Genomic DNA, 19,024 nt, shown 5'->3' on the forward strand with positions numbered 1-19,024 from the left:
CAAACAATACTAAACCTCTGCGTCTCTGCGGACTCCGCGTTTTCTTTCCCGCCCCTGAAAAGAGCCCGGTTTATTCCAGATCGACACTGCCCGGCAGTTGCTTCATCAGTAGAGAGTCTCTGGGAATTAACGCAGAGAACGCGGAGGCGCGGAGAAAGTAAGTTTACTTCATCGGACAGACCTACTTCACTGAGCCTGATTGATGACATTCACCCGGAACAGGGTTAGGTGAGCTATTATTAAGGAAATCCCTCCATTACTCCGGTTTCGACAACGAATAACTTACATATAATAATTGACACAATTAAACCTCTGCGCCTCCGCGTCTCCGCGAACCCCGCGTTTTCTTTCCCGCCCCTGAAAAGAGCCCCGTTTGTTTCAGTGCCGGAGGCTTTAGCGTATAATCGGGATAGAACAAATCACCGGCAAAATCATCGCTTTCTCCGAAGGAGCCTGTTTCATGAGCAACAGTTTCAACGCCCGCGCCACGCTCTCCGTCAATGGCCAGGATCATGAAATCTACCGTCTGGATGCGATCGAAGGCGCACAACGGCTGCCCTATTCCCTGAAGATTTTGCTGGAGAACCTGTTGCGCCATGAAGATGGCAAAGTGGTCAGTGCCGATGATATCCGGGCGATGGCCAGCTGGGATCCGCAGGCCGAGCCGTGCCAGGAAATCGCCTATACCCCGGCGCGGGTGTTGATGCAGGATTTCACCGGTGTACCGGCGGTGGTCGATCTGGCCGCGATGCGTGATGCCATGCAGAAGCTGGGCGGGGATCCGGAGCGGATCAATCCGTTGCAGCCCGCCGAGCTGGTCATCGACCACTCGGTGCAGATCGACAGTTTCGGAAACAAGGATTCCATGCGTCTCAATGCCGAGCTGGAGTATCGTCGCAACGAGGAGCGTTACAGCTTTCTCAAGTGGGGGCAGAAAGCCTTTTCCAACTTCAAGGTGGTGCCGCCGGACACCGGCATCGTGCACCAGGTCAATCTTGAATACCTGGCCCGGGGCGTTTTCTCGCGCGAGAACAACGGGGTATTGCAGGCCTATCCCGATACCCTGGTCGGCACCGATTCCCATACCACCATGATCAACGGGCTGGGCGTGCTGGGCTGGGGCGTGGGCGGCATCGAGGCCGAGGCGGCCATGCTCGGCCAGCCGGTTTCCATGCTGATTCCGCAGGTGGTCGGCTTCAAACTGACCGGCGCCCTGCCCGAAGGCGCCACCGCGACCGATCTGGTGCTGACCGTGGTCGAGATGCTGCGCCAGCACGGCGTGGTAGGCAAGTTTGTTGAGTTCTTCGGTGAGGGGCTCGAGCACCTGTCACTGGCCGATCGCGCCACGATCGCCAATATGGCGCCCGAATACGGCGCCACCTGCGGGATTTTCCCGATTGATGCCGAAACCCTGACCTATCTGCGCCTGACCGGCCGTGATGCCGGGCAGATCGATCTGGTGGAAGCCTATGCCCGCGAACAGGGCCTGTTCCATGAGCCGGGACAACCGGACGCCGCCTACAGCAGCGTCATGGAACTGGACATCTCCTCGGTCGTTCCCAGCCTGGCCGGCCCCAAACGGCCGCAGGATCGGGTTGCACTTTCCGCCAGCAAGCGCGAATTCGAAACCGCGCTCAAATCCCTCAAGGATGAGCGCCAGATCCAGAGCAAGCCGGTCACTGCGCACATCGATGGCGAGGCGGTGCCCATGCAGGATGGCAATGTGGTCATCGCCTCGATCACCTCCTGCACCAATACCTCCAACCCCTCGGTAATGATTGCCGCCGGACTGGTGGCACGCAAAGCTCACGAACGGGGGCTCAAGGTCAAACCCTGGGTCAAGACCTCACTGGCGCCGGGCTCGCGTGTGGTGACCGAATACCTGCAGCAGGCCGAGCTGATGGACGACCTCGAATCGCTCGGTTTTCATGTGGTCGGCTACGGCTGCGCCACCTGCATCGGTAACTCCGGTCCCCTGCCCGAGCCGGTCTCCAAAGCCATCGCCGAGGGCGATCTGTCGGTCTGCTCGGTGCTCTCCGGCAACCGCAACTTCGAGGGCCGGGTGCATGCCGAGGTGCGCATGAACTACCTGGCCTCGCCGCCGCTGGTCGTGGTCTACGCCCTGGCCGGGCGCATGGATATCGACGTGTATAACGAGCCGCTGGGCCAGGACGCCGACGGCAATGATGTTTTCCTCAAGGATGTCTGGCCCGGCCAGCAGGAAATCCAGGAACTAATCCTCAAAAGCGTCAATCGCGAGGAGTTCTCCAGCTCCTACAAGGATGTGTATAACGGGGAACAGGCCTGGCGCGAACTCAGCTCACCCGAAGGCCAGCTGTTCGACTGGCAGGATGACTCCACCTACATTCAGAACCCGCCCTACTTCGAGGGTATGAGCCGCGAACTGACCCCCATCGGGGATATCGAGGGCGCCCGGGTGCTGGCTCTGCTGGGCGACTCGGTCACCACCGATCACATTTCGCCGGCCGGGGCCATCAAGGCCGACAGTCCGGCCGGCCAGTACCTGCAGGGCAAAGGTGTCGCGCCCGGCGACTTCAACTCGCTCGGCTCGCGGCGCGGCAATCACGAGGTAATGATGCGTGGCACCTTCGCCAATATTCGCCTGCGTAACCAGCTGGCCCCGGGCACCGAAGGCGGCGTGACCCGCCACCTGCCCGATGGCGAGAGCATGAGCATTTATGAGGCGGCGATGAAATATCACGCCGAGCAGGTACCGCTGATTGTCATCGCCGGCAAGGAATACGGCTCCGGCTCCTCCCGTGACTGGGCGGCCAAGGGCCCGCGCCTGCTGGGCGTGCGCGCGGTCATTGCCGAAAGCTACGAACGCATTCATCGCTCTAACCTGGTCGGCATGGGTATTTTGCCGCTGCAATTCAATGACGGCGACAGCGCCGAATCCCTGGGACTGAACGGTGAGGAACAGTTCAGCATCCGGGGGCTGGGGGACGGTGCCGCCAAGCAGGTGGAAGTCACCGCCACCGGCGCCGACGGTCAGGCCAGAAGCTTTAGCGCCCGGGTCCGCATCGACACCCCGCAGGAGATCGAATACTACCGCCACGGCGGGATCCTGCATTACGTGCTGCGCCAGCTGGCCAGCTGAAGCAACACTTTGTCACTCACGTTGTTACCCGCGGCCGGTTGAAACCGGGCCGCGGCGTCCACAGGTCAATATTAAAGCCCCGGCCAGACAGGCCGCCAGATCAGTACCGGGCTTGTAATATTAAACCCCTCACCAATGTGGAGAGAGTGTCGTGAAACACGTGCAATACGGACCCCGTATCGGTTCCCATCTGGGCAAACCGATATATAAAACCCTCGAACATAACGGCTATCATTACGAATATGATCGTCTGGCCTGGTGCGACGAGGAAGGTTGCCCGCTGCACCAGCTGGCCGCCAACGAAGTGCTGTTCAAACCAGGTCTGATTTACCGCCTCGCGGGTTAAGGAAACCTTAACCACTGAGGGCTCAATCGAATCCACCGGCTAGTCAATCCCGTGTTTTTCGGTGCCGGTCGGTGGGGGTGGTGATACCTGTTCGGGTTCGGTATGCAACAGGATAAGGTAAAAGCGTGTCTCTCGCAGAGACGCTACGCCGCAAAGAAATCCGATTTCACTGCCTTCTCCGCGCTTTGCGTCTCTGCGTCTCTGCGAGAGTGTTATAGCCGGGCATTATCTCGATCCGTATAACAAGACGTAGAACGCCCCTCTCACTGAGACATAGGCCCGCCAGGGCTTTCATCACACTACCTGCTCGGTGGATAGTCGTTGATTCTCCGGGATCGGCGGGACCTCTGTGTTGAACCATACTGACAGCGGACAGTTGCCGCCAAATCGTGTAAAATAACGCTCTGTTTCAAGAGCCTCACAGGAACCCGAATGGAGCTGACCAGCCTGACTGCCGTTTCCCCGATCGACGGTCGATATTCCGGCAAAACACGTGACTTGCAGCCGATCTTCAGTGAATACGGACTGATCCGCCATCGGGTGCTGGTGGAAGTGCGCTGGTTACAACAACTGGCGGCCAGCGAGGCAATTGCCGAGGTTCCCGCGTTCTCCGGCCACGCCCGCAAGCTGCTCGAGGGCATCATCGATGACTTTGGCGTCGAGGATGCGCAACGGGTCAAGAATATCGAGAAGACCACCAACCACGACGTCAAGGCGGTGGAATATTTTCTCAAGGAGAAAATCGCCGGTAATGCGGAGCTGGAGGCGGTCAGTGAATTTATTCATTTCGCCTGTACTTCGGAAGACATTAATAATCTCGCCTATGCCCTGATGCTGCGCGAGGCGCGCAATCAGGTGCTGTTGCCACAACTGGATGAACTGATTGAGACCTGTCGCGAACTGGCACACCGCTTTGCCGCGATCCCTATGCTCTCACACACCCACGGCCAGCCGGCTTCACCGACGACGGTGGGCAAGGAACTGGCCAACGTGGTTGCCCGGCTCCGGCGCCAGCGCCAGCAAATCGCAGCCGTTCCCATGCTGGGCAAGATCAATGGCGCGGTGGGTAACTACAACGCGCATCTGGCGGCCTATCCGGAAGTCGACTGGCCGGCCTTTGCCGAAGCGTTCGTGACCTCGCTGGATCTCGACTGGAATCCCTACACCATCCAGATTGAGCCGCACGACTATATCGCCGAATTCTTCGATGCCGTCGCCCGCTTCAATACTATTCTGCTCGATCTGGATCGCGATATCTGGGCCTATATCTCCATGGGCTTTTTCAAGCAAAAGACGGTCGCCGGTGAAGTCGGCTCGTCCACCATGCCGCATAAAGTGAACCCGATCGATTTTGAAAACTCCGAAGGCAATCTCGGCATTGCCAATGCCCTGTTCAATCACCTCGCGGCCAAACTGCCGGTCTCCCGCCTGCAACGGGATTTGACCGACTCCACCGTTCTGCGCAACCTGGGAGTCGGTATTGCCCATTCGTTAATCGCCTATCAATCCAGTCTGCGGGGACTGGCCAAACTGGAAGTCAATGACACCCGCCTGCAGCAGGTTCTGGATGACAACTGGGAAGTGCTGGCCGAGGCGATTCAAACCGTCATGCGTCGCTACGGGATCGAAAAGCCCTATGAAAAACTCAAGGAACTGACCCGCGGTCAGCGCATTACGGCCGAGGGGATGCGTGAGTTTATCCAGCGACTGGATATCCCCGAACACGCCAGACAGCCATTGCTCGAAATGACTCCGGCCAGCTATATCGGCAACGCGCTCGACCAGGCCAACGGCATCTGATCGCGATGGCCGCACGCGCTCCGCTCGGCCAACTCTCCGTTGCCGGTTTTTTACAGGATTACTGGCAACAACAACCGTTGCTCATCCGACAGGCGCTGGATCCGGCCACGTTCCGTCTGTCCCCCGATGAACTGGCCGGACTGGCCTGCGAGACCGATGTCGAATCTCGTCTGATACTGGAAAAAGACGGCCCGCACCCCTGGTATCTGGAAGACGGTCCGTTTGATGCCAAACGCTTTGCCCGCCTGCCCGACTCGCACTGGACCCTGCTGGTTCAGGATGTCGATAAATACATACCCCGGATCGCCGAACTGCTGCACCGTTTCCGGTTTATTCCCGACTGGCGCATCGACGATGTGATGATCAGTTACGCGACCGATCAGGGCTCGGTCGGTCCGCATGTGGATAATTACGATGTCTTTTTGCTGCAAACGCATGGCCGGCGTCGCTGGCGAATCAATACGCAGCCGGTCAGCGTGGACAATTTCATTCCGGAGATTGCCCTGCAGATTCTCAAACAGTTCGACAGCGAACAGGAGTGGCTGCTCGAACCCGGCGATATGCTGTATCTGCCCCCGGGCGTTGCCCACCACGGCATTGCCGAGGGCGAATGCATGACCATGTCCGTGGGTTTTCGGGCCCCCTCTTATGCCCAATTGATTGGCAGTTACGCTGATGACTATGTGGAAGCCCGGCACAGCCAGCGGTTCTATACCGACCCTGGCCGAAAGCGGCCCGATCATCCCGCCCATCTCGACAATCAATCGCTGGCCGAGTTGCGGGCGATCCTGCGCCTGGAGTCGATATCGGATGCACAGCTCAACGAGTGGCTGGGCTGTTTTTTGACCGAGGCCAAACAACATGATGCCGTATTGTCCTTAAAGGACAGGCTATCGCCGGACACAGTCCGGCAAACCCTCTCACAACAACCGGTACTGGTACGCAATCCCTGGGCGCGTCTGATTTACACCCAACAAGAGGATCAAGGGATCCTGTTTGCTGCCGGACATCTCTGGCGATTTGACCCGACGCTGCTCGAGCCCGTGCGCTGGCTCTGCGATCACGATGTCTACGCCCTGGACAGCGTGCCTCACTGGCAGCAAAACCCGGCATTTATCCAGCTGCTCACGGATCTGATCAATGCCGGGGTGATACTGATTGATGAAGCCGACTGACTGGACGATCGAAACGGTCAGTTTTGACCAGGCCCGCTCGGCCATCGAGTCGATTCGCCGGCGCGTCTTTATCGAGGAGCAACAGGTCCCGGAAGAGCTTGAATGGGACGGTCAGGATGAACAGGCTACCCATCTGCTGGCATGGGTCGACGGTCTGCCCGTGGCCACGGCCCGGATGCTGCCCGACGGCCATATCGGTCGCATGGCGGTACTTCGAGCCTGGCGCCAGCGCGGGATTGGCATGGCGCTGCTGACAGTTCTGCTGACCCTCGCCCGAAAACAGGCGCTGGAGCGGGTCTTTTTACATGCCCAGCTAGCGGCCATGGATTTTTATGCCAGAGCCGGTTTTATCGAAACCGGCAATCCCTTCATGGACGCCGGCATCCCCCACAAGACAATGGTTCTGGAATTGGATCAGATCGACTAGAATTCAGGCATGACGGACATTGATGACAAGCCGACACTGACACGGGCCGATATCGGCCAGGAAACCGGTGAACTGACAATTCGTGATCGCCAGGACAATTACCAGACCCTGTTGAACATGATCGACAAGGGCCGGCGTTCATTACATATTTACAGCCGTTATCTGGACGGCAAGCTGTACGACCGCCAGGAATTCAACAGTGCTGTACGCCGCCTGGCCAGCCAGCACCCCCAGTCACAAGTCCGTATTCTGTTGCGCGATATCGAACCGCTGGTCAAACACGGCCATCGATTGATTGAACTGTCCCGTCATCTCAGCAGCTCGATGGAAATCCGGATCATTCACAAGGATTACGCCGAATACAACGAGAGTTTTTTTATTGTGGATCAGCGCGCGGTCCTGCATCGCAAGCTCGCCGACCGTTATGAAGGTATCGTCAATTACAACGATCCCGGGCTGGCCCGGTCTCTGCTGCACTATTTTAACGAGGTCTGGGAGCAGAGCCAGGTGCCGACCGATGCCCGACGGCTTTACTTATAATTTTTATTGTAGCGACACCGGGAACACCAAGTGAAAACACTTTTCTTATTAATAAAATCTGTCACTGTGATACCGGTAGTGTTGCTGGGCATGCTGATTAGCCCGCCAGTTTTTCCAGAATCGATGGAGCTGGAGGTGATCGATTTGCGTCACCGGCCGGCCGATGAAGTAGTGCCGCTGGTCAAACCGTTCGTGATCGACGCTGGCAGTATCACCGGCAAGGATTACCGCTTGATCGTTCGTTCCACCGGAAAAAATATTGATGAGATCAAATCGCTGCTGACAGAACTGGATACCGCCCTGCGGGAATTGACTGTCTACGTCTCGACCGATCGTGAAGCGGTGAGGGCCGAACAGTCAATCGCCGTACAGGGCCGTATCGGCAACGATTCGGTTGAAGTGCGCGGCGGCGGTTCCGATGACCCGCAGAGCATCGTGATCGACAGCGGCCAGCAGGTTGAAGGCGGCGCCAGCGGTGGCAGCCGGATCTACAGCACCCGCTCCCGTAGCCGGGAACCGGCGGCACAGACCCTTCGCGTACAGGAAGGTCAGTGGGCCACGATCCGCACCGGCCAGGCGGTGCCGATTACCGAGCAGACCACCAATCCGGACGGCACCGTCACCCGCTCCACCCGCTATCAGAATGTGACCAGCGGTTTTCAGATCCGTCCGCAACTCAACGGCGAGCAGGTCCAGCTCTATATTCGCCCGCAGCGGGACTCGGTCAGTGAATCCGGTGGCGGGCGAATCAACCTCAGTGGCATGGAAACCACGATCCGCACCCGCCTGGGTGAATGGGTTGAACTGGGGGGCAGTCTGGAAACACTGCGCAGCCAGCAAAACAGTCTTACCCGCTCCACCCGTCGCGAGGAAGAACAGCGGCAACGGGTTTTTGTTAAAATCGAACTTCAGCCATAATCCGTTCGAGGTTGTTGTGAATCCGAATCCGCCTGTCCGTTACACGGTCTTTCCAGTTTCCCCGCAGGCTCATCTGTTTCGTGTGCAATGCACCATCGAACAACCGGATCCGGCCGGCCAGCGCCTGAGCATGCCCGGCTGGATCCCCGGCAGTTACATGATTCGGGATTTTGCCAAAAATGTCGTCTGGCTCCGGGCGAGCGACGAGCAGGGCCATCCACTGGAGGTCGTCAAACTCGACAAGGCCACCTGGCAAGTCGCAGCCTGTGACACGCCCCTGTATATAGAATATGAAGTGTATGCCTGGGATTTGTCGGTACGCGGTGCTCATCTGGATACCAATCATGCCTATTTTAATGGCACCACGGTTTTTGTCGCTGTCGAAGGCCAGACCGATCAACCCTGCCAGGTCACACTCCAGCGCCCTGAAGGAGAAACCTATCAGGACTGGCGTGTTGCCACGACCCTGCCCCGCAGGGAAGCCGCGCTGTACGACTTTGGCAGCTATCAGGCGGTCGACTACGATGAATTGATCGATCACCCGGTGGAGATGGGCCATTTTAATCTGGCCAGCTTCGAAGTGGCCGGCGTGCCACACGATATCGCACTCACCGGTAAACATCGCGCCGATCTGCCCCGCCTCTGCAGGGACCTGGAAAAGATCTGCGCTACCCATGTGGCCCTGTTTGGCGAATTGCCGAAAATGGAGCGTTATCTGTTTATGGTAACGGCTGTCGGCGAAGGCTACGGCGGTCTCGAACATCGCAGTTCCACCAGTCTGCTGTGCAGTCGCAACGATCTACCCTTACCCGGCCAGGAGACGATCACCGATAACTATCGCAACTTCCTGGGCCTGTGCAGCCACGAATATTTTCATCTGTGGAATGTTAAACGGATCAAGCCGGCCATCTTCATGCCCTATGATCTGAGTCGCGAAACGCCGACCCGCCAGTTATGGGCCTTCGAAGGCATTACCTCTTACTACGACGAGCTGGCGCTGGTGCGCAGCGGTGTCATCAATACCGAAAGTTATCTGCAATTGCTCGGACAGACGGCAACCCGGGTCTGGCGCGGGGCCGGGCGTTTCAAACAGAGCGTGGCCGACAGCAGCTTCGATGCCTGGAGCAAATTCTACAAACAGGACGAAAGCGCGCCGAACAATATCGTCAGCTACTATACCAAGGGTGCCCTGATTGCCCTGGCACTGGATCTGACACTGCGTCAGATGACCGACGACGCCCGTAGCCTGGATGATCTGATGCGCCGGCTCTGGCAGACATACGGTAAACCGGGGATCGGCGTGCCCGAAGGCGAAATCGAACGTCTGGCCACACAAATCGCCGGGACCGATCTGAGTGAGTTCTTCGCCCGTTACGTGCACGGCACGGAAGACCCGCCCCTGCAGAAGCTACTGGAACAGACCGGCATCGATTTCTGCCTGCGCCCCGCACGCAACGCCGATGACAGGGGCGGCAGCGCCGCTGAACCACGCTCCGAACAACGTCCGCCCGTCTGGCTCGGGGCGCGTGTGGCCCATGATCCACTGGGCGCTCGTCTGACCCAGGTGTTCGATAACGGGCCTGCACAAAAAGCCGGGCTGTCGGCGGGCGATGTGATCATCGCCTGCGACCATATCAAGGTCGACAAGAACAACCTGGAATTGCAACTGGGAGACTATCCGCCCGGTTCAGACGTGACGCTGCATGCTTTTCGTCGTGATGAACTGTTTGAAACTCTTCTGGAACTGGAACCGGCGCCGGCGGATACGGTCTATTTGACCATCAAGAGTCAATCGAGCACCCAACAATCTCTGGCCCGTGAACGCTGGCTGGGACAGAACCGCAACTCCCCGGTCACCCGACAGGTCACTAACCCGTCACAATAACAATATTTGACTTCATGCAACCGACTTATGATCCATACCGGGATCCGCTCGATAACCTGATCAAGCTGACCCACATTGTCTATCTGCTGCAGGCCCTGACCTATGTCACGGCCATCACCTATGTCATTGCCGTCATTATCAACTATGTCAAACTGGAGGATGTGCGCGGCACCTGGCTGGAATCGCACTTCCGCTGGCAGATACGCACCTTCTGGATCAGCCTGGTCGGCCTCATTATTGGTACCCTCGGAGTGTATATTCTGATTGGCTGGCTGATCCTGGCCGCGACGTTTTTCTGGGTCGTCTATCGTATTATCAAAGGCTGGTTGTATCTGTATGAAAAACGACCACTGACTCCCTCGACGATCCCACCGAACACAGGAACCTGAGAGGCACTTGTGGTATTGTGCGATTCATTGCTCTACAACAAAACCTGACAGTTATGTTCTGCGGCATAAAACCCGTTATCTGTAGAAGGATAAAACGCGAGCCATGAGTCTGCTGGGACTGGTACTCACAATCTTTGTCGGCAGTGTGCTGGCGGCTGGCATCTCCCGCCTGGGGCGTCTGCATTCGGCCTGGCTGTCCGGCGCCGTGGTGATCGCCGCCCTGTTCCAGCTGTGGCCCATGATGGCGTCTGTCGCCGATGGCGTCATCATTATCCAGCGTGTGGCATGGATACCGGCAGTCGGCCTGGATCTGGTCTTCCGCCTCGACGGACTGGGTTTGCTGTTTGCCCTGCTGATTCTGGGAATTGGCCTGCTCATCATTCTCTATGCCCGTTATTACCTGTCCGAACGGGACTGCATGGGCCGCTTCTATGCCTACCTGTTACTGTTTATGGGCGCCATGCTTGGCATCGTGCTGTCGGAAAACATCATCCAGCTGCTGATCTTCTGGGAGCTGACCAGTCTCTCCTCCTTCCTGTTGATCAGTTACTGGCAGGAGCGCAGCGATGCCCGTAACGGCGCGCGCATGGCGCTGGCCGTGACCGGCGCCGGCGGGCTGGCCATGCTCGGGGGCTTTGTTCTGCTGGGTGAAATCGTCGGCAGTTACGAGCTGTCCGTCATTCTCCAGTCCGGTCACATCATTCGGGATCATCCCCAGCATCTGACCGTATTGATCCTGATCCTGCTCGGCGCCTTTACCAAGTCTGCCCAGTTTCCGTTCCATTTCTGGTTGCCCAATGCCATGTCGGCCCCCACACCGGTATCGGCGTATCTGCATTCGGCCACGATGGTCAAGGCCGGGGTATTTTTGCTGGCCCGGTTTTTCCCGGCCCTGTCACAATCGCCCGAATGGTCCTGGCTGGTGGGCGGCGCGGGCCTGATCACCCTGCTGATCGGTGCCATCTTTGCGCTGTTCAAACATGATCTGAAAGGGCTGCTGGCCTATTCCACCATCAGTCACCTGGGACTGATTACCCTGCTGTTCGGGATCGGCACCCCGCTGGCGGCGGTCGCCGGGGTATTTCATATTATCAATCATGCCATCTTCAAAGCCTCGCTGTTCATGGCGGCCGGCATCATTGATCACGAAACCGGCTCACGCGATATGCGCCAGCTCAATGGAATGTGGAAATATATGCCACATACCGCCCTGCTGGCGATGGTCGCCGCCGGCGCGATGGCCGGCGTGCCGCTGCTGAACGGTTTCCTTTCCAAGGAAATGTTTTTCGCCGAAGCGGTCAGCGCTGCAACTCATTTGAAGCTGGGCTGGTGGTTGCCGACGCTGGTCACCGTCGCCGGAATATTCGCGTTCGCCTATTCGTTCCGTTTTATTCATGATGTCTTTTTCAACGGCGAACCGATCGATTTACCCAAAACCCCCCATGAGCCTCCGCGCTGGATGAAAGTCCCGGTGGAAATGCTGGTCGCCCTGTGTCTGCTGGTCGGTATTCTGCCGACGCTGACGGTGGAACCGCTACTGCGTATCGCCGCCAGCGGCGTGCTGCAAACCCCGCCACCCGAGTTCGATCTGGCCATCTGGCATGGCTTTAGCCCGGCATTGTGGATGAGCATCATTGCCCTGCTGGGAGGGGCGCTGATCTATAGCGTGCGCGAACCCCTGTTTCGCTTTCATGATCGGACTTTGCTGCCCTACCTGAAGGCCAGCAGGGTCTTCGATGTCGTGCAGGACACATTGTTCGCCCTGGCCCGAACGATCACCCGGCTGACCGATATCGGTTCACTGCAACGCATGCTGGCCTGGTTTGTCGCCTCTGCCCTGGTGCTGGGCATTACGGGATTTGTGGCCGGCGGAGCTCCCCTGAGGGGGACTGCTGACGCTCTGCCGCTGGACGGGGTCAGCCTGGTGGCGGCGCTGGTATTGATCGCCGCGGCGATCGGCACGGTAGTGCTGCATCGGCGACGTCTGATCAGCCTGACAGTGATGGGCGCGGTCGGCCTGATCGTGGCGCTGATCTTCATCAAGTTTTCCGCCCCGGATCTGGCCATGACCCAGTTGTCGGTGGAAATTGTCACCATCGTCTTGTTGCTGCTGGCCCTCTACTACCTGCCCCAGCAACAGGCGCCGGAATCGAGCTGGCTGCGCCGGGGACGTGATCTGGGTCTGGCGGCGACCGCCGGGGGCGGCGCCGCCCTGTTGAGCTGGGCCGTGCTGACCCGTCCGTTTGACAGTATTTCCGACTATTTTCTGGCCAACAGCGTCAGCGGTGGCGGCGGCACCAATGTGGTCAATGTTATTCTGGTCGATTTTCGGGGCTTTGATACGCTTGGCGAAATTACCGTCCTGGCGCTGGCGGCACTGGGGATTTATGCAATGCTCGAACGCCTGGAGCTGGTCGGACCCGACACGGATCGTCGCGGCCGCCCCTGGAGCCTGGACATTCACCCGACCATCATGGCTTCACTGACGCGGCTGCTGCTGCCTCTGGCTCTGCTGGTCTCCCTGTTTATCCTGCTGCGTGGCCATAATCTCCCCGGTGGCGGCTTTATCGCCGGCCTGGTCACGGCCGTGGCGTTAATTACCCTGTATCTGGCCAACGGGGTACGCTGGACCCGGGCCCGTCTGCCCGCCAATATGCATCCGGTGATCGCCGCCGGCCTGCTGCTGGCAACCCTCACCGGGCTGGGCAGCTGGCTGTTCGGTTATCCGTTTTTGACCTCGACCTTTACGCATGTTCACTGGCCTGTAGTCGGCGATTTCGAGCTGGCCTCGGCCATACTGTTTGATCTGGGGGTCTATCTGGCGGTGGTGGGCGCCACGCTGCTGATCCTGATTTTCATCGGCATGTTGCACAGCAGCGATGCCAGTACCCGGTCCCCTCGCGAGGAAGCACCCTGATGGAAGCCCTGCTGTCCCTGCTGATTGGCATACTCACCGCCTGCGGTGTGTATATGATGCTGCGCGGACGCACCTTCCCGGTAGTCCTCGGGCTGACTTTGCTCTCCTATGCGGTGAACGTCTTTTTGTTTGCCATGGGACGCCTGACGATCGGCCGCCCGCCGGTCATCGACGAGGCTATCAGCCAGTATGCCGATCCCCTGCCCCAGGCCCTGGTCCTGACGGCCATTGTGATTAGTTTCGGCATGACCGCCTTTGTTATCGTGCTGGCGCTCAAGGCGCGGGCGGAACTGGGTAACGACCACGTGGATGGAGAGCGCGAATGAATCATCTGGTTATCGCGCCGGTTCTCCTGCCACTGGTGGCCGGTATTGTGTTGTTACTGCTGCGGGGTGCGCCGCTACCCTTGCAACGCACTCTGAGTATGATCGCAATCCTGGCACAGGCGGGCGCCGCCGTGCTGCTATTGCAGAGTGTGCTCGAGGGGCCGTTACGGGTCTACGCCCTGGGAAACTGGCAGGCCCCCTTTGGCATCGTTCTGGTGGCTGATCCGCTGGCCGCCTGGATGGTCTTGATTACCGCCCTGCTGGCGCTGTTCGCCCTGCTTTATGCCCTGCGCGGCGGCGATCAGGCCGGGCGTCATTTTCATGTCCTGTTTCAACTGCAGCTGTTCGGATTGCAGGGCGCTTTTTTAACCGGCGATCTCTTCAACCTGTTTGTCTTTTTCGAAATTCTGCTGCTTGCCTCCTACGGTTTACTGTTGCACGGTAGCGGTCCGCACCGCAGTCGCGCCGGACTGCATTTTGTCGTCCTCAATCTGGCCGGTTCCACCCTGTTTCTGTTCGCCATCGGCACGCTCTACGGCACATTCGGCACACTCAACATGGCCGACCTGGCGGTTCATGTCGCCCGGGCCGATGCCGACCAGCAAAGTCTGGCGCGACTTGCCGGGCTGCTATTGTTCGGCGTCTTCGCACTCAAGGCGGCGCTGGTGCCCCTGCACCTGTGGCTACCCGCCGCCTATTCGGCCGCCACCGCCCCGGTTGCCGCCCTGTTTGTGATCATGACCAAGGTGGGCGCTTATGGCATCCTGCGCCTGGATGTCCTGCTGTACGGGGAAGGCCCGCTGTCGAACCTGCTCGATGCCTGGTTGTTGCCGCTGGCACTGTTGACTCTGGCACTGGGCACGCTGGGTGTCATGGCCAGCACCCATTTGCGCCGCCAGGTTGCCTGGCTGGTGGTGATCTCGGTAGGAACACTACTGACCGCGTTTGCCATCGGTGGCGTCAACGGGATCGCAGCGGGACTCTATTACCTGCCTCATACCACTTTTGCCGGCGCCGCCTTTTTCCTGCTGGCGGACAGCCTGGCCCGACGCCGGGGCGAGCATGACGACCATTTCGTGCCCCATGCCCGACTGGCCGATCGGCGCCTGCTGGGCGGGATTTTCTTCATCGTGGCCATTCTGCTCGCCGGTCTGCCGCCCTTGTCGGGCTTTATTGGCAAGTTTCTGATTCTGCGCGCCGCGCTCGATACCCCGGCCGCTACAGCCTGGGTACTGGCGATCATTCTGGGCGGTAGCCTGTTGACCATCATTGCCCTGGCCCGTTCCGGCAGCCTGATATTTTATCGTTCGCATCCGGCCGAACACGGAACGGCCACCGGTCAGCTGTGGCAGGAACTGCTCCCGACGGCAGGGCTGATAATGTTGTGTCTCGGGCTGGTGGTGGCCGCCGGGCCGATCGATGCCATCACCCGCCTGATTGCCGAACAGCTGCTGCAACCGGAGATTTATATTCAGGCGGTACTGGGAGGGACACGCTCATGACAGGACGTTGGCTACCGCATCCGGTTTTGACCCTGGTGCTGGCACTGATCTGGATGCTGCTGGTTAACAGCTTCGCGCCCGGTCACCTGTTGCTCGGGCTGCTGTTTGGCTGGGCCATTCCGCTGTTTACCCGGCACTTCTGGCCGGAGCAGGTGCGTATTGCCCGACCGCTGGTATTACTGCGGTTTATCATTATCGTATTGTTCGATATCGTCGTTGCCAATCTGACCGTGGCGCGACTGATACTGGGCCGGCCCAAACACCTGCGCCCCCGGTTTGTCGAACTGCCGCTGGATTTGCGCACCGACCTGGCCATCAGCCTGCTGGCCAATACTATCAGCCTGACGCCCGGTACCGTCTCGGCGAAGCTCAACGAAGATCGTCATTGTCTTATCGTGCATGCGCTTCACGAAACCGATAGCGACGCGATGATCGCCAAAATCAAGCAACGTTATGAAGCGCCCCTCAAGGAGGTGTTTGAATCATGATTGAAACCGTTATCCCGATTGCTTTTGGTCTGGTTTCCATTGCCGTTTTGCTGAATCTGTGGCGATTGCTGTTCGGACCGGATATGCCGGATCGTATTCTGGCCCTGGATACGCTTTACGTGAACACCATCGCCCTGCTGGTATTGTTTGGCATCTATTCAGCCAGCAATATTTATTTCGAGGCGGCGTTGTTAATTGCCCTGATGGGATTTGTCGGGACCGTGGCGCTATGCAAATACCTGCTGCGCGGTGACATCATCGAGTAATCATTATGGCCGAATATATTATTTCCGCATTGATCCTCATCGGCGCCGCCTTCACTTTCATCGGTTCGCTCGGTCTGGCGCGTCTGAAGGATTTCTACACCCGCCTGCACGGCCCCACCAAGGCTACCACCCTGGGCGTCGGCAGCCTCCTGTTCGCCTCGGCCCTCTACTTCAGCCGTGGCGACGAACTCAGCCTGCACGAAATTCTGGTCACCCTGTTCCTGTTCATCACCGCGCCGGTCAGCGCTCATCTTTTATCCAAAGCCGCCCTGCACCTGCAACTGCACTCCCTGGCCAAACCGCCATCTGCCACTACTGATGACCAAAACGAACAGAACTAAAACATACATAAAAACCCAAAGCCGACAACCATTCAAAGTTATTCACTATACTCTCGCCAAGACGCCGAGACGCAAAGAAAAACAATAATTTCCTGGCGGCCTCTGCGGCTCTGCGAGAGTTATTAAATCATCCAGCAAGAAAGAACGGACACGATTCAAACTTATCTCTCATTTTCTCGCAAAGACGCCGAGACGCAAAGAAGAACAATGATTTCCTGGCGGGCTCTGCGGCTCTGCGAGAGGAATTAAGTTTTTTGACGAGAAAGAGTGAAAACGACGGGGTTAATCTTCAGCGACATCGAAATAGTGCAGGCTGAAGAGGTTATCGGGATCGGTCCAGACCTGACGGCTGGTGAAGCCCGCGCGACCGGCCAGGTCGATGAATTCCTCGACGGTGTATTTGTAGGAGCTCTCGGTGTGGATGGATTCGTTCTTGTCGAAATCGAACCGTTGACCGTCGATCGTCAGTTGCTGGGCCTGTTGACTGACAAGGTGCATCTCAATTCGGCCCAGTGCAGCGTTATAATAAGCATGATGCGTGAACAGTTGCGGATTGAGTTCGGCATCCAGTTCCCGCCCAATGCGGTGCAATAAATTCAGGTTGAATGCCGCAGTCACCCCCTCGCGATCATTGTACGCGGCGTTGAGAATCGCCGGGTCTTTTTTCAGATCCACGCCGATTAACAGACTGCCCTGCGGCCCGGCGACGGGGATCAGGTTACGTAGAAACATCTCGGCCTGCTCGGGTTCGAAGTTGCCGATACTGGAGCCGGGAAAAAAGATCAATTTACGCCCGCCCGGCGGACAAAATGGCAGGCTCAACGGCGCGGTAAAATCGACGCAGGCCGCGTGAATTTCGAGCCAGGGATATTCACGCGCGACCTGATCGGCCGCCTGATAGAGAAAATCACGCGAAATATCCATTGGCACATAAACGCTTGGGCGCAGAACATCCAGCAGCAGTCGCACCTTTTCGCTATTGCCGCTACCCGGCTCGATCAACCGGCAACGCTCGCCAATCAGATCGAAAATTTCACCGGCATTTTGTTGCAACAGGGCCTGTTCGGTGCGGGTGGGATAATAGTCCTCGGTACGACAGATGGCGTCGAACAGTTCCGAGCCGCGTTCATCATAAAAAAATTTCGGCGGAATACGACGCGGACGACGAGTGAGACCGGCGATCACCTCCGCGTAAAAATCCGCCTCCGATGGATGTTCGTCATAATAATAGACTGCGGGTATAGCCGACATCAGATATCCTCCGCCAGGCGGATCCCGGAAAACTGCCATTGATCACCGGGATAGAAAAAATTGCGGTAAGTGCGCCGAATATGCTCGGCCGGTGTGACACAGGAACCGCCTTTGAGTACATACTGGCCGCACATAAACTTGCCATTGTATTCACCCAGTGCTCCGTCGGACGATTTGTATTTGGGATAAGGTGCGTAAGCACTCCGGGTCCATTCCCAGACATCGCCATACAGCTTGATCACACCTGACCCGTCGCCCTCGCCGGCCACCGGCTGCAGGTAACCGTGACTGCGCAGGTTGCCTTCTACCGGCAGATTCTCCGCCGCAGTTTCCCATTCGGCCTCGGTCGGCAGACGCTTACCGGCCCAGCTGGCATAGGCCTCGGCTTCGTAGTAATTAACATGCGCCACCGGGGCATGCAGATCCACCGGCCGCATGCCACCCAGGGTATAGTGCCACCACTGACCGTCACGGTTTTCCCAGTACAGCGGGGCATGAAACGTTCCCTGCTTGATCGCCGCCCAGCCGTCCGACAGCCATAATTCGGGACGCAGATAACCGCCATCTTCAATAAAGGCCATGTATTCGGCGTTGGTGATCGGACGCGCGGCAATACGAAATGGCGGTTGCCAGATATCATGCCGGGGCTTTTCATTATCAAAAGCAAACCCGGCCTCTTCGGCACCGAGTTTTTTCAGTCCGCCGGTGAAGCGAACGAATTCGAGCGGTTGTTCCACCCCGGCCGGTAACTCAATTTCCCGATAGGCGGGACGCAGGGGATTCATGCCGAGAATGTGTTTGATATCGGTAAGCAGCAGTTCCTGATGTTGTTGTTCGTGATGCAGTCCCGTGACCAGCCGCTCCTGAATAAGCGCATCACTCATTTGCGACGATTCAATCAGACGCAACATCGCCTCATCCACATGCGCGCGATAGCTATAGACCTCCTCGACAGTGGGACGTGATAGCAGGCCGCGTTGCGGGCGGGGATGATAGCTACCGATCTGTTCGTAATAGGAATTGAACAGTCGTGCATAATCGGGATGAAACTCCTGATAATCGGCGAGACAGGGCTTGAGCAGGAAGGTTTCGAAAAACCAGCTCACATGGGCCAGATGCCATTTGGGTGGACTGACATCCGCCATAGTCTGAACACCGAAATCCTCGATCATCAACGGTTCACAGATCAGTTCACTGGCCTTGCGCACTCGCTGATAGGCCGAACGCAATTCATCATTATTCCGGGCCAGTGTCTGCGATTTTGTGGAGAGTCCGCTCTGGAGCTTCGTGGAATCCGGCGATGCAGCCATACTAATCCCCTGCAATATTTAT

Annotated in this window: 17 protein-coding genes; 15 read left to right on the forward strand and 2 right to left on the reverse strand. The window is 58.0% G+C overall.

Annotation, left to right across the window (positions count from 1 at the left end; translation table 11 throughout):
• The first annotated feature begins 460 nt into the window (after nt 1-460).
• From acnA to R6U90_RS00550, 15 genes are all read left to right on the forward strand, one after another.
• The gene (gene acnA, locus R6U90_RS00480) at nt 461-3,121 is read left to right on the forward strand and encodes an aconitate hydratase AcnA (protein ID WP_410350691.1); all 2,661 of its coding nucleotides are present in this window, start codon (nt 461-463) and stop codon (nt 3,119-3,121) included.
• A 151-nt stretch (nt 3,122-3,272) separates the two neighbouring features.
• The gene (locus R6U90_RS00485) at nt 3,273-3,467 is read left to right on the forward strand and encodes a hypothetical protein (protein WP_410350692.1); all 195 of its coding nucleotides are present in this window, start codon (nt 3,273-3,275) and stop codon (nt 3,465-3,467) included.
• Between the two features lie 432 nt (nt 3,468-3,899).
• Entirely contained in the window at nt 3,900-5,267 is a 1,368-nt protein-coding gene (gene purB / locus R6U90_RS00490; protein ID WP_410350693.1) for an adenylosuccinate lyase, read from the forward strand.
• A gap of 5 nt (nt 5,268-5,272) precedes the next feature.
• Entirely contained in the window at nt 5,273-6,442 is a 1,170-nt protein-coding gene (locus R6U90_RS00495; protein WP_410350694.1) for a JmjC domain-containing protein, read from the forward strand.
• Nucleotides 6,429-6,869 (forward strand): GNAT family N-acetyltransferase, encoded by a 441-nt coding sequence (locus R6U90_RS00500; protein ID WP_410350695.1) that lies wholly within the window; start codon nt 6,429-6,431, stop codon nt 6,867-6,869. The genes R6U90_RS00495 and R6U90_RS00500 overlap by 14 nt, the downstream gene beginning before the upstream one ends.
• 9 nt (nt 6,870-6,878) lie before the next feature.
• On the forward strand, nt 6,879-7,409 hold the full coding sequence (locus R6U90_RS00505; protein WP_410350696.1) for a hypothetical protein: 531 nt from the start codon (nt 6,879-6,881) through the stop codon (nt 7,407-7,409).
• 30 nt (nt 7,410-7,439) lie between these two features.
• A complete protein-coding gene (locus tag R6U90_RS00510) occupies nt 7,440-8,327 on the forward strand; it encodes a hypothetical protein (protein ID WP_410350697.1) in 888 nt (295 codons plus the stop codon).
• Nucleotides 8,328-8,343: 16 nt separating this feature from the next.
• The gene (locus tag R6U90_RS00515) at nt 8,344-10,212 is read left to right on the forward strand and encodes a M61 family metallopeptidase (protein ID WP_410350698.1); all 1,869 of its coding nucleotides are present in this window, start codon (nt 8,344-8,346) and stop codon (nt 10,210-10,212) included.
• A 14-nt stretch (nt 10,213-10,226) separates the two neighbouring features.
• Nucleotides 10,227-10,601: a DUF4870 family protein gene (locus R6U90_RS00520; protein WP_410350699.1), complete on the forward strand. Its 375-nt coding sequence runs from the start codon at nt 10,227-10,229 to the stop codon at nt 10,599-10,601.
• 103 nt (nt 10,602-10,704) lie between these two features.
• Complete coding sequence (locus R6U90_RS00525) at nt 10,705-13,518, forward strand: monovalent cation/H+ antiporter subunit A (protein ID WP_410350700.1); 2,814 nt, start codon at nt 10,705-10,707, stop codon at nt 13,516-13,518.
• Complete coding sequence (locus tag R6U90_RS00530; RefSeq protein ID WP_410350701.1) at nt 13,518-13,844, forward strand: Na+/H+ antiporter subunit C; 327 nt, start codon at nt 13,518-13,520, stop codon at nt 13,842-13,844. Before R6U90_RS00525 ends, R6U90_RS00530 begins: the two co-directional genes overlap by 1 nt.
• On the forward strand, nt 13,841-15,346 hold the full coding sequence (locus tag R6U90_RS00535; RefSeq protein WP_410350702.1) for a monovalent cation/H+ antiporter subunit D: 1,506 nt from the start codon (nt 13,841-13,843) through the stop codon (nt 15,344-15,346). Before R6U90_RS00530 ends, R6U90_RS00535 begins: the two co-directional genes overlap by 4 nt.
• Nucleotides 15,343-15,834, forward strand: a complete 492-nt coding sequence (locus tag R6U90_RS00540; protein ID WP_410350703.1) for a Na+/H+ antiporter subunit E — start codon at nt 15,343-15,345, stop codon at nt 15,832-15,834. Before R6U90_RS00535 ends, R6U90_RS00540 begins: the two co-directional genes overlap by 4 nt.
• Nucleotides 15,831-16,100, forward strand: a complete 270-nt coding sequence (locus R6U90_RS00545) for a K+/H+ antiporter subunit F (protein WP_410350704.1) — start codon at nt 15,831-15,833, stop codon at nt 16,098-16,100. Before R6U90_RS00540 ends, R6U90_RS00545 begins: the two co-directional genes overlap by 4 nt.
• Nucleotides 16,101-16,105: 5 nt before the next feature.
• Complete coding sequence (locus R6U90_RS00550; RefSeq protein WP_410350705.1) at nt 16,106-16,441, forward strand: Na+/H+ antiporter subunit G; 336 nt, start codon at nt 16,106-16,108, stop codon at nt 16,439-16,441.
• Nucleotides 16,442-16,723: 282 nt separating this feature from the next.
• Here the strand turns inward: R6U90_RS00550 and egtD are convergent, their stop codons facing one another.
• Complete coding sequence (gene egtD, locus R6U90_RS00555) at nt 16,724-17,692, reverse strand: L-histidine N(alpha)-methyltransferase (protein WP_410350706.1); 969 nt, start codon at nt 17,690-17,692, stop codon at nt 16,724-16,726.
• On the reverse strand, nt 17,692-19,002 hold the full coding sequence (gene egtB / locus R6U90_RS00560) for an ergothioneine biosynthesis protein EgtB (RefSeq protein WP_410350707.1): 1,311 nt from the start codon (nt 19,000-19,002) through the stop codon (nt 17,692-17,694). Before egtB ends, egtD begins: the two co-directional genes overlap by 1 nt.
• Between the last annotated feature and the right edge of the window lie 22 nt (nt 19,003-19,024).

It is taken from the genome of Thiohalophilus sp., assembly GCF_046483665.1.
In the GTDB taxonomy this organism is placed as follows: domain Bacteria; phylum Pseudomonadota; class Gammaproteobacteria; order UBA6429; family Thiohalophilaceae; genus Thiohalophilus.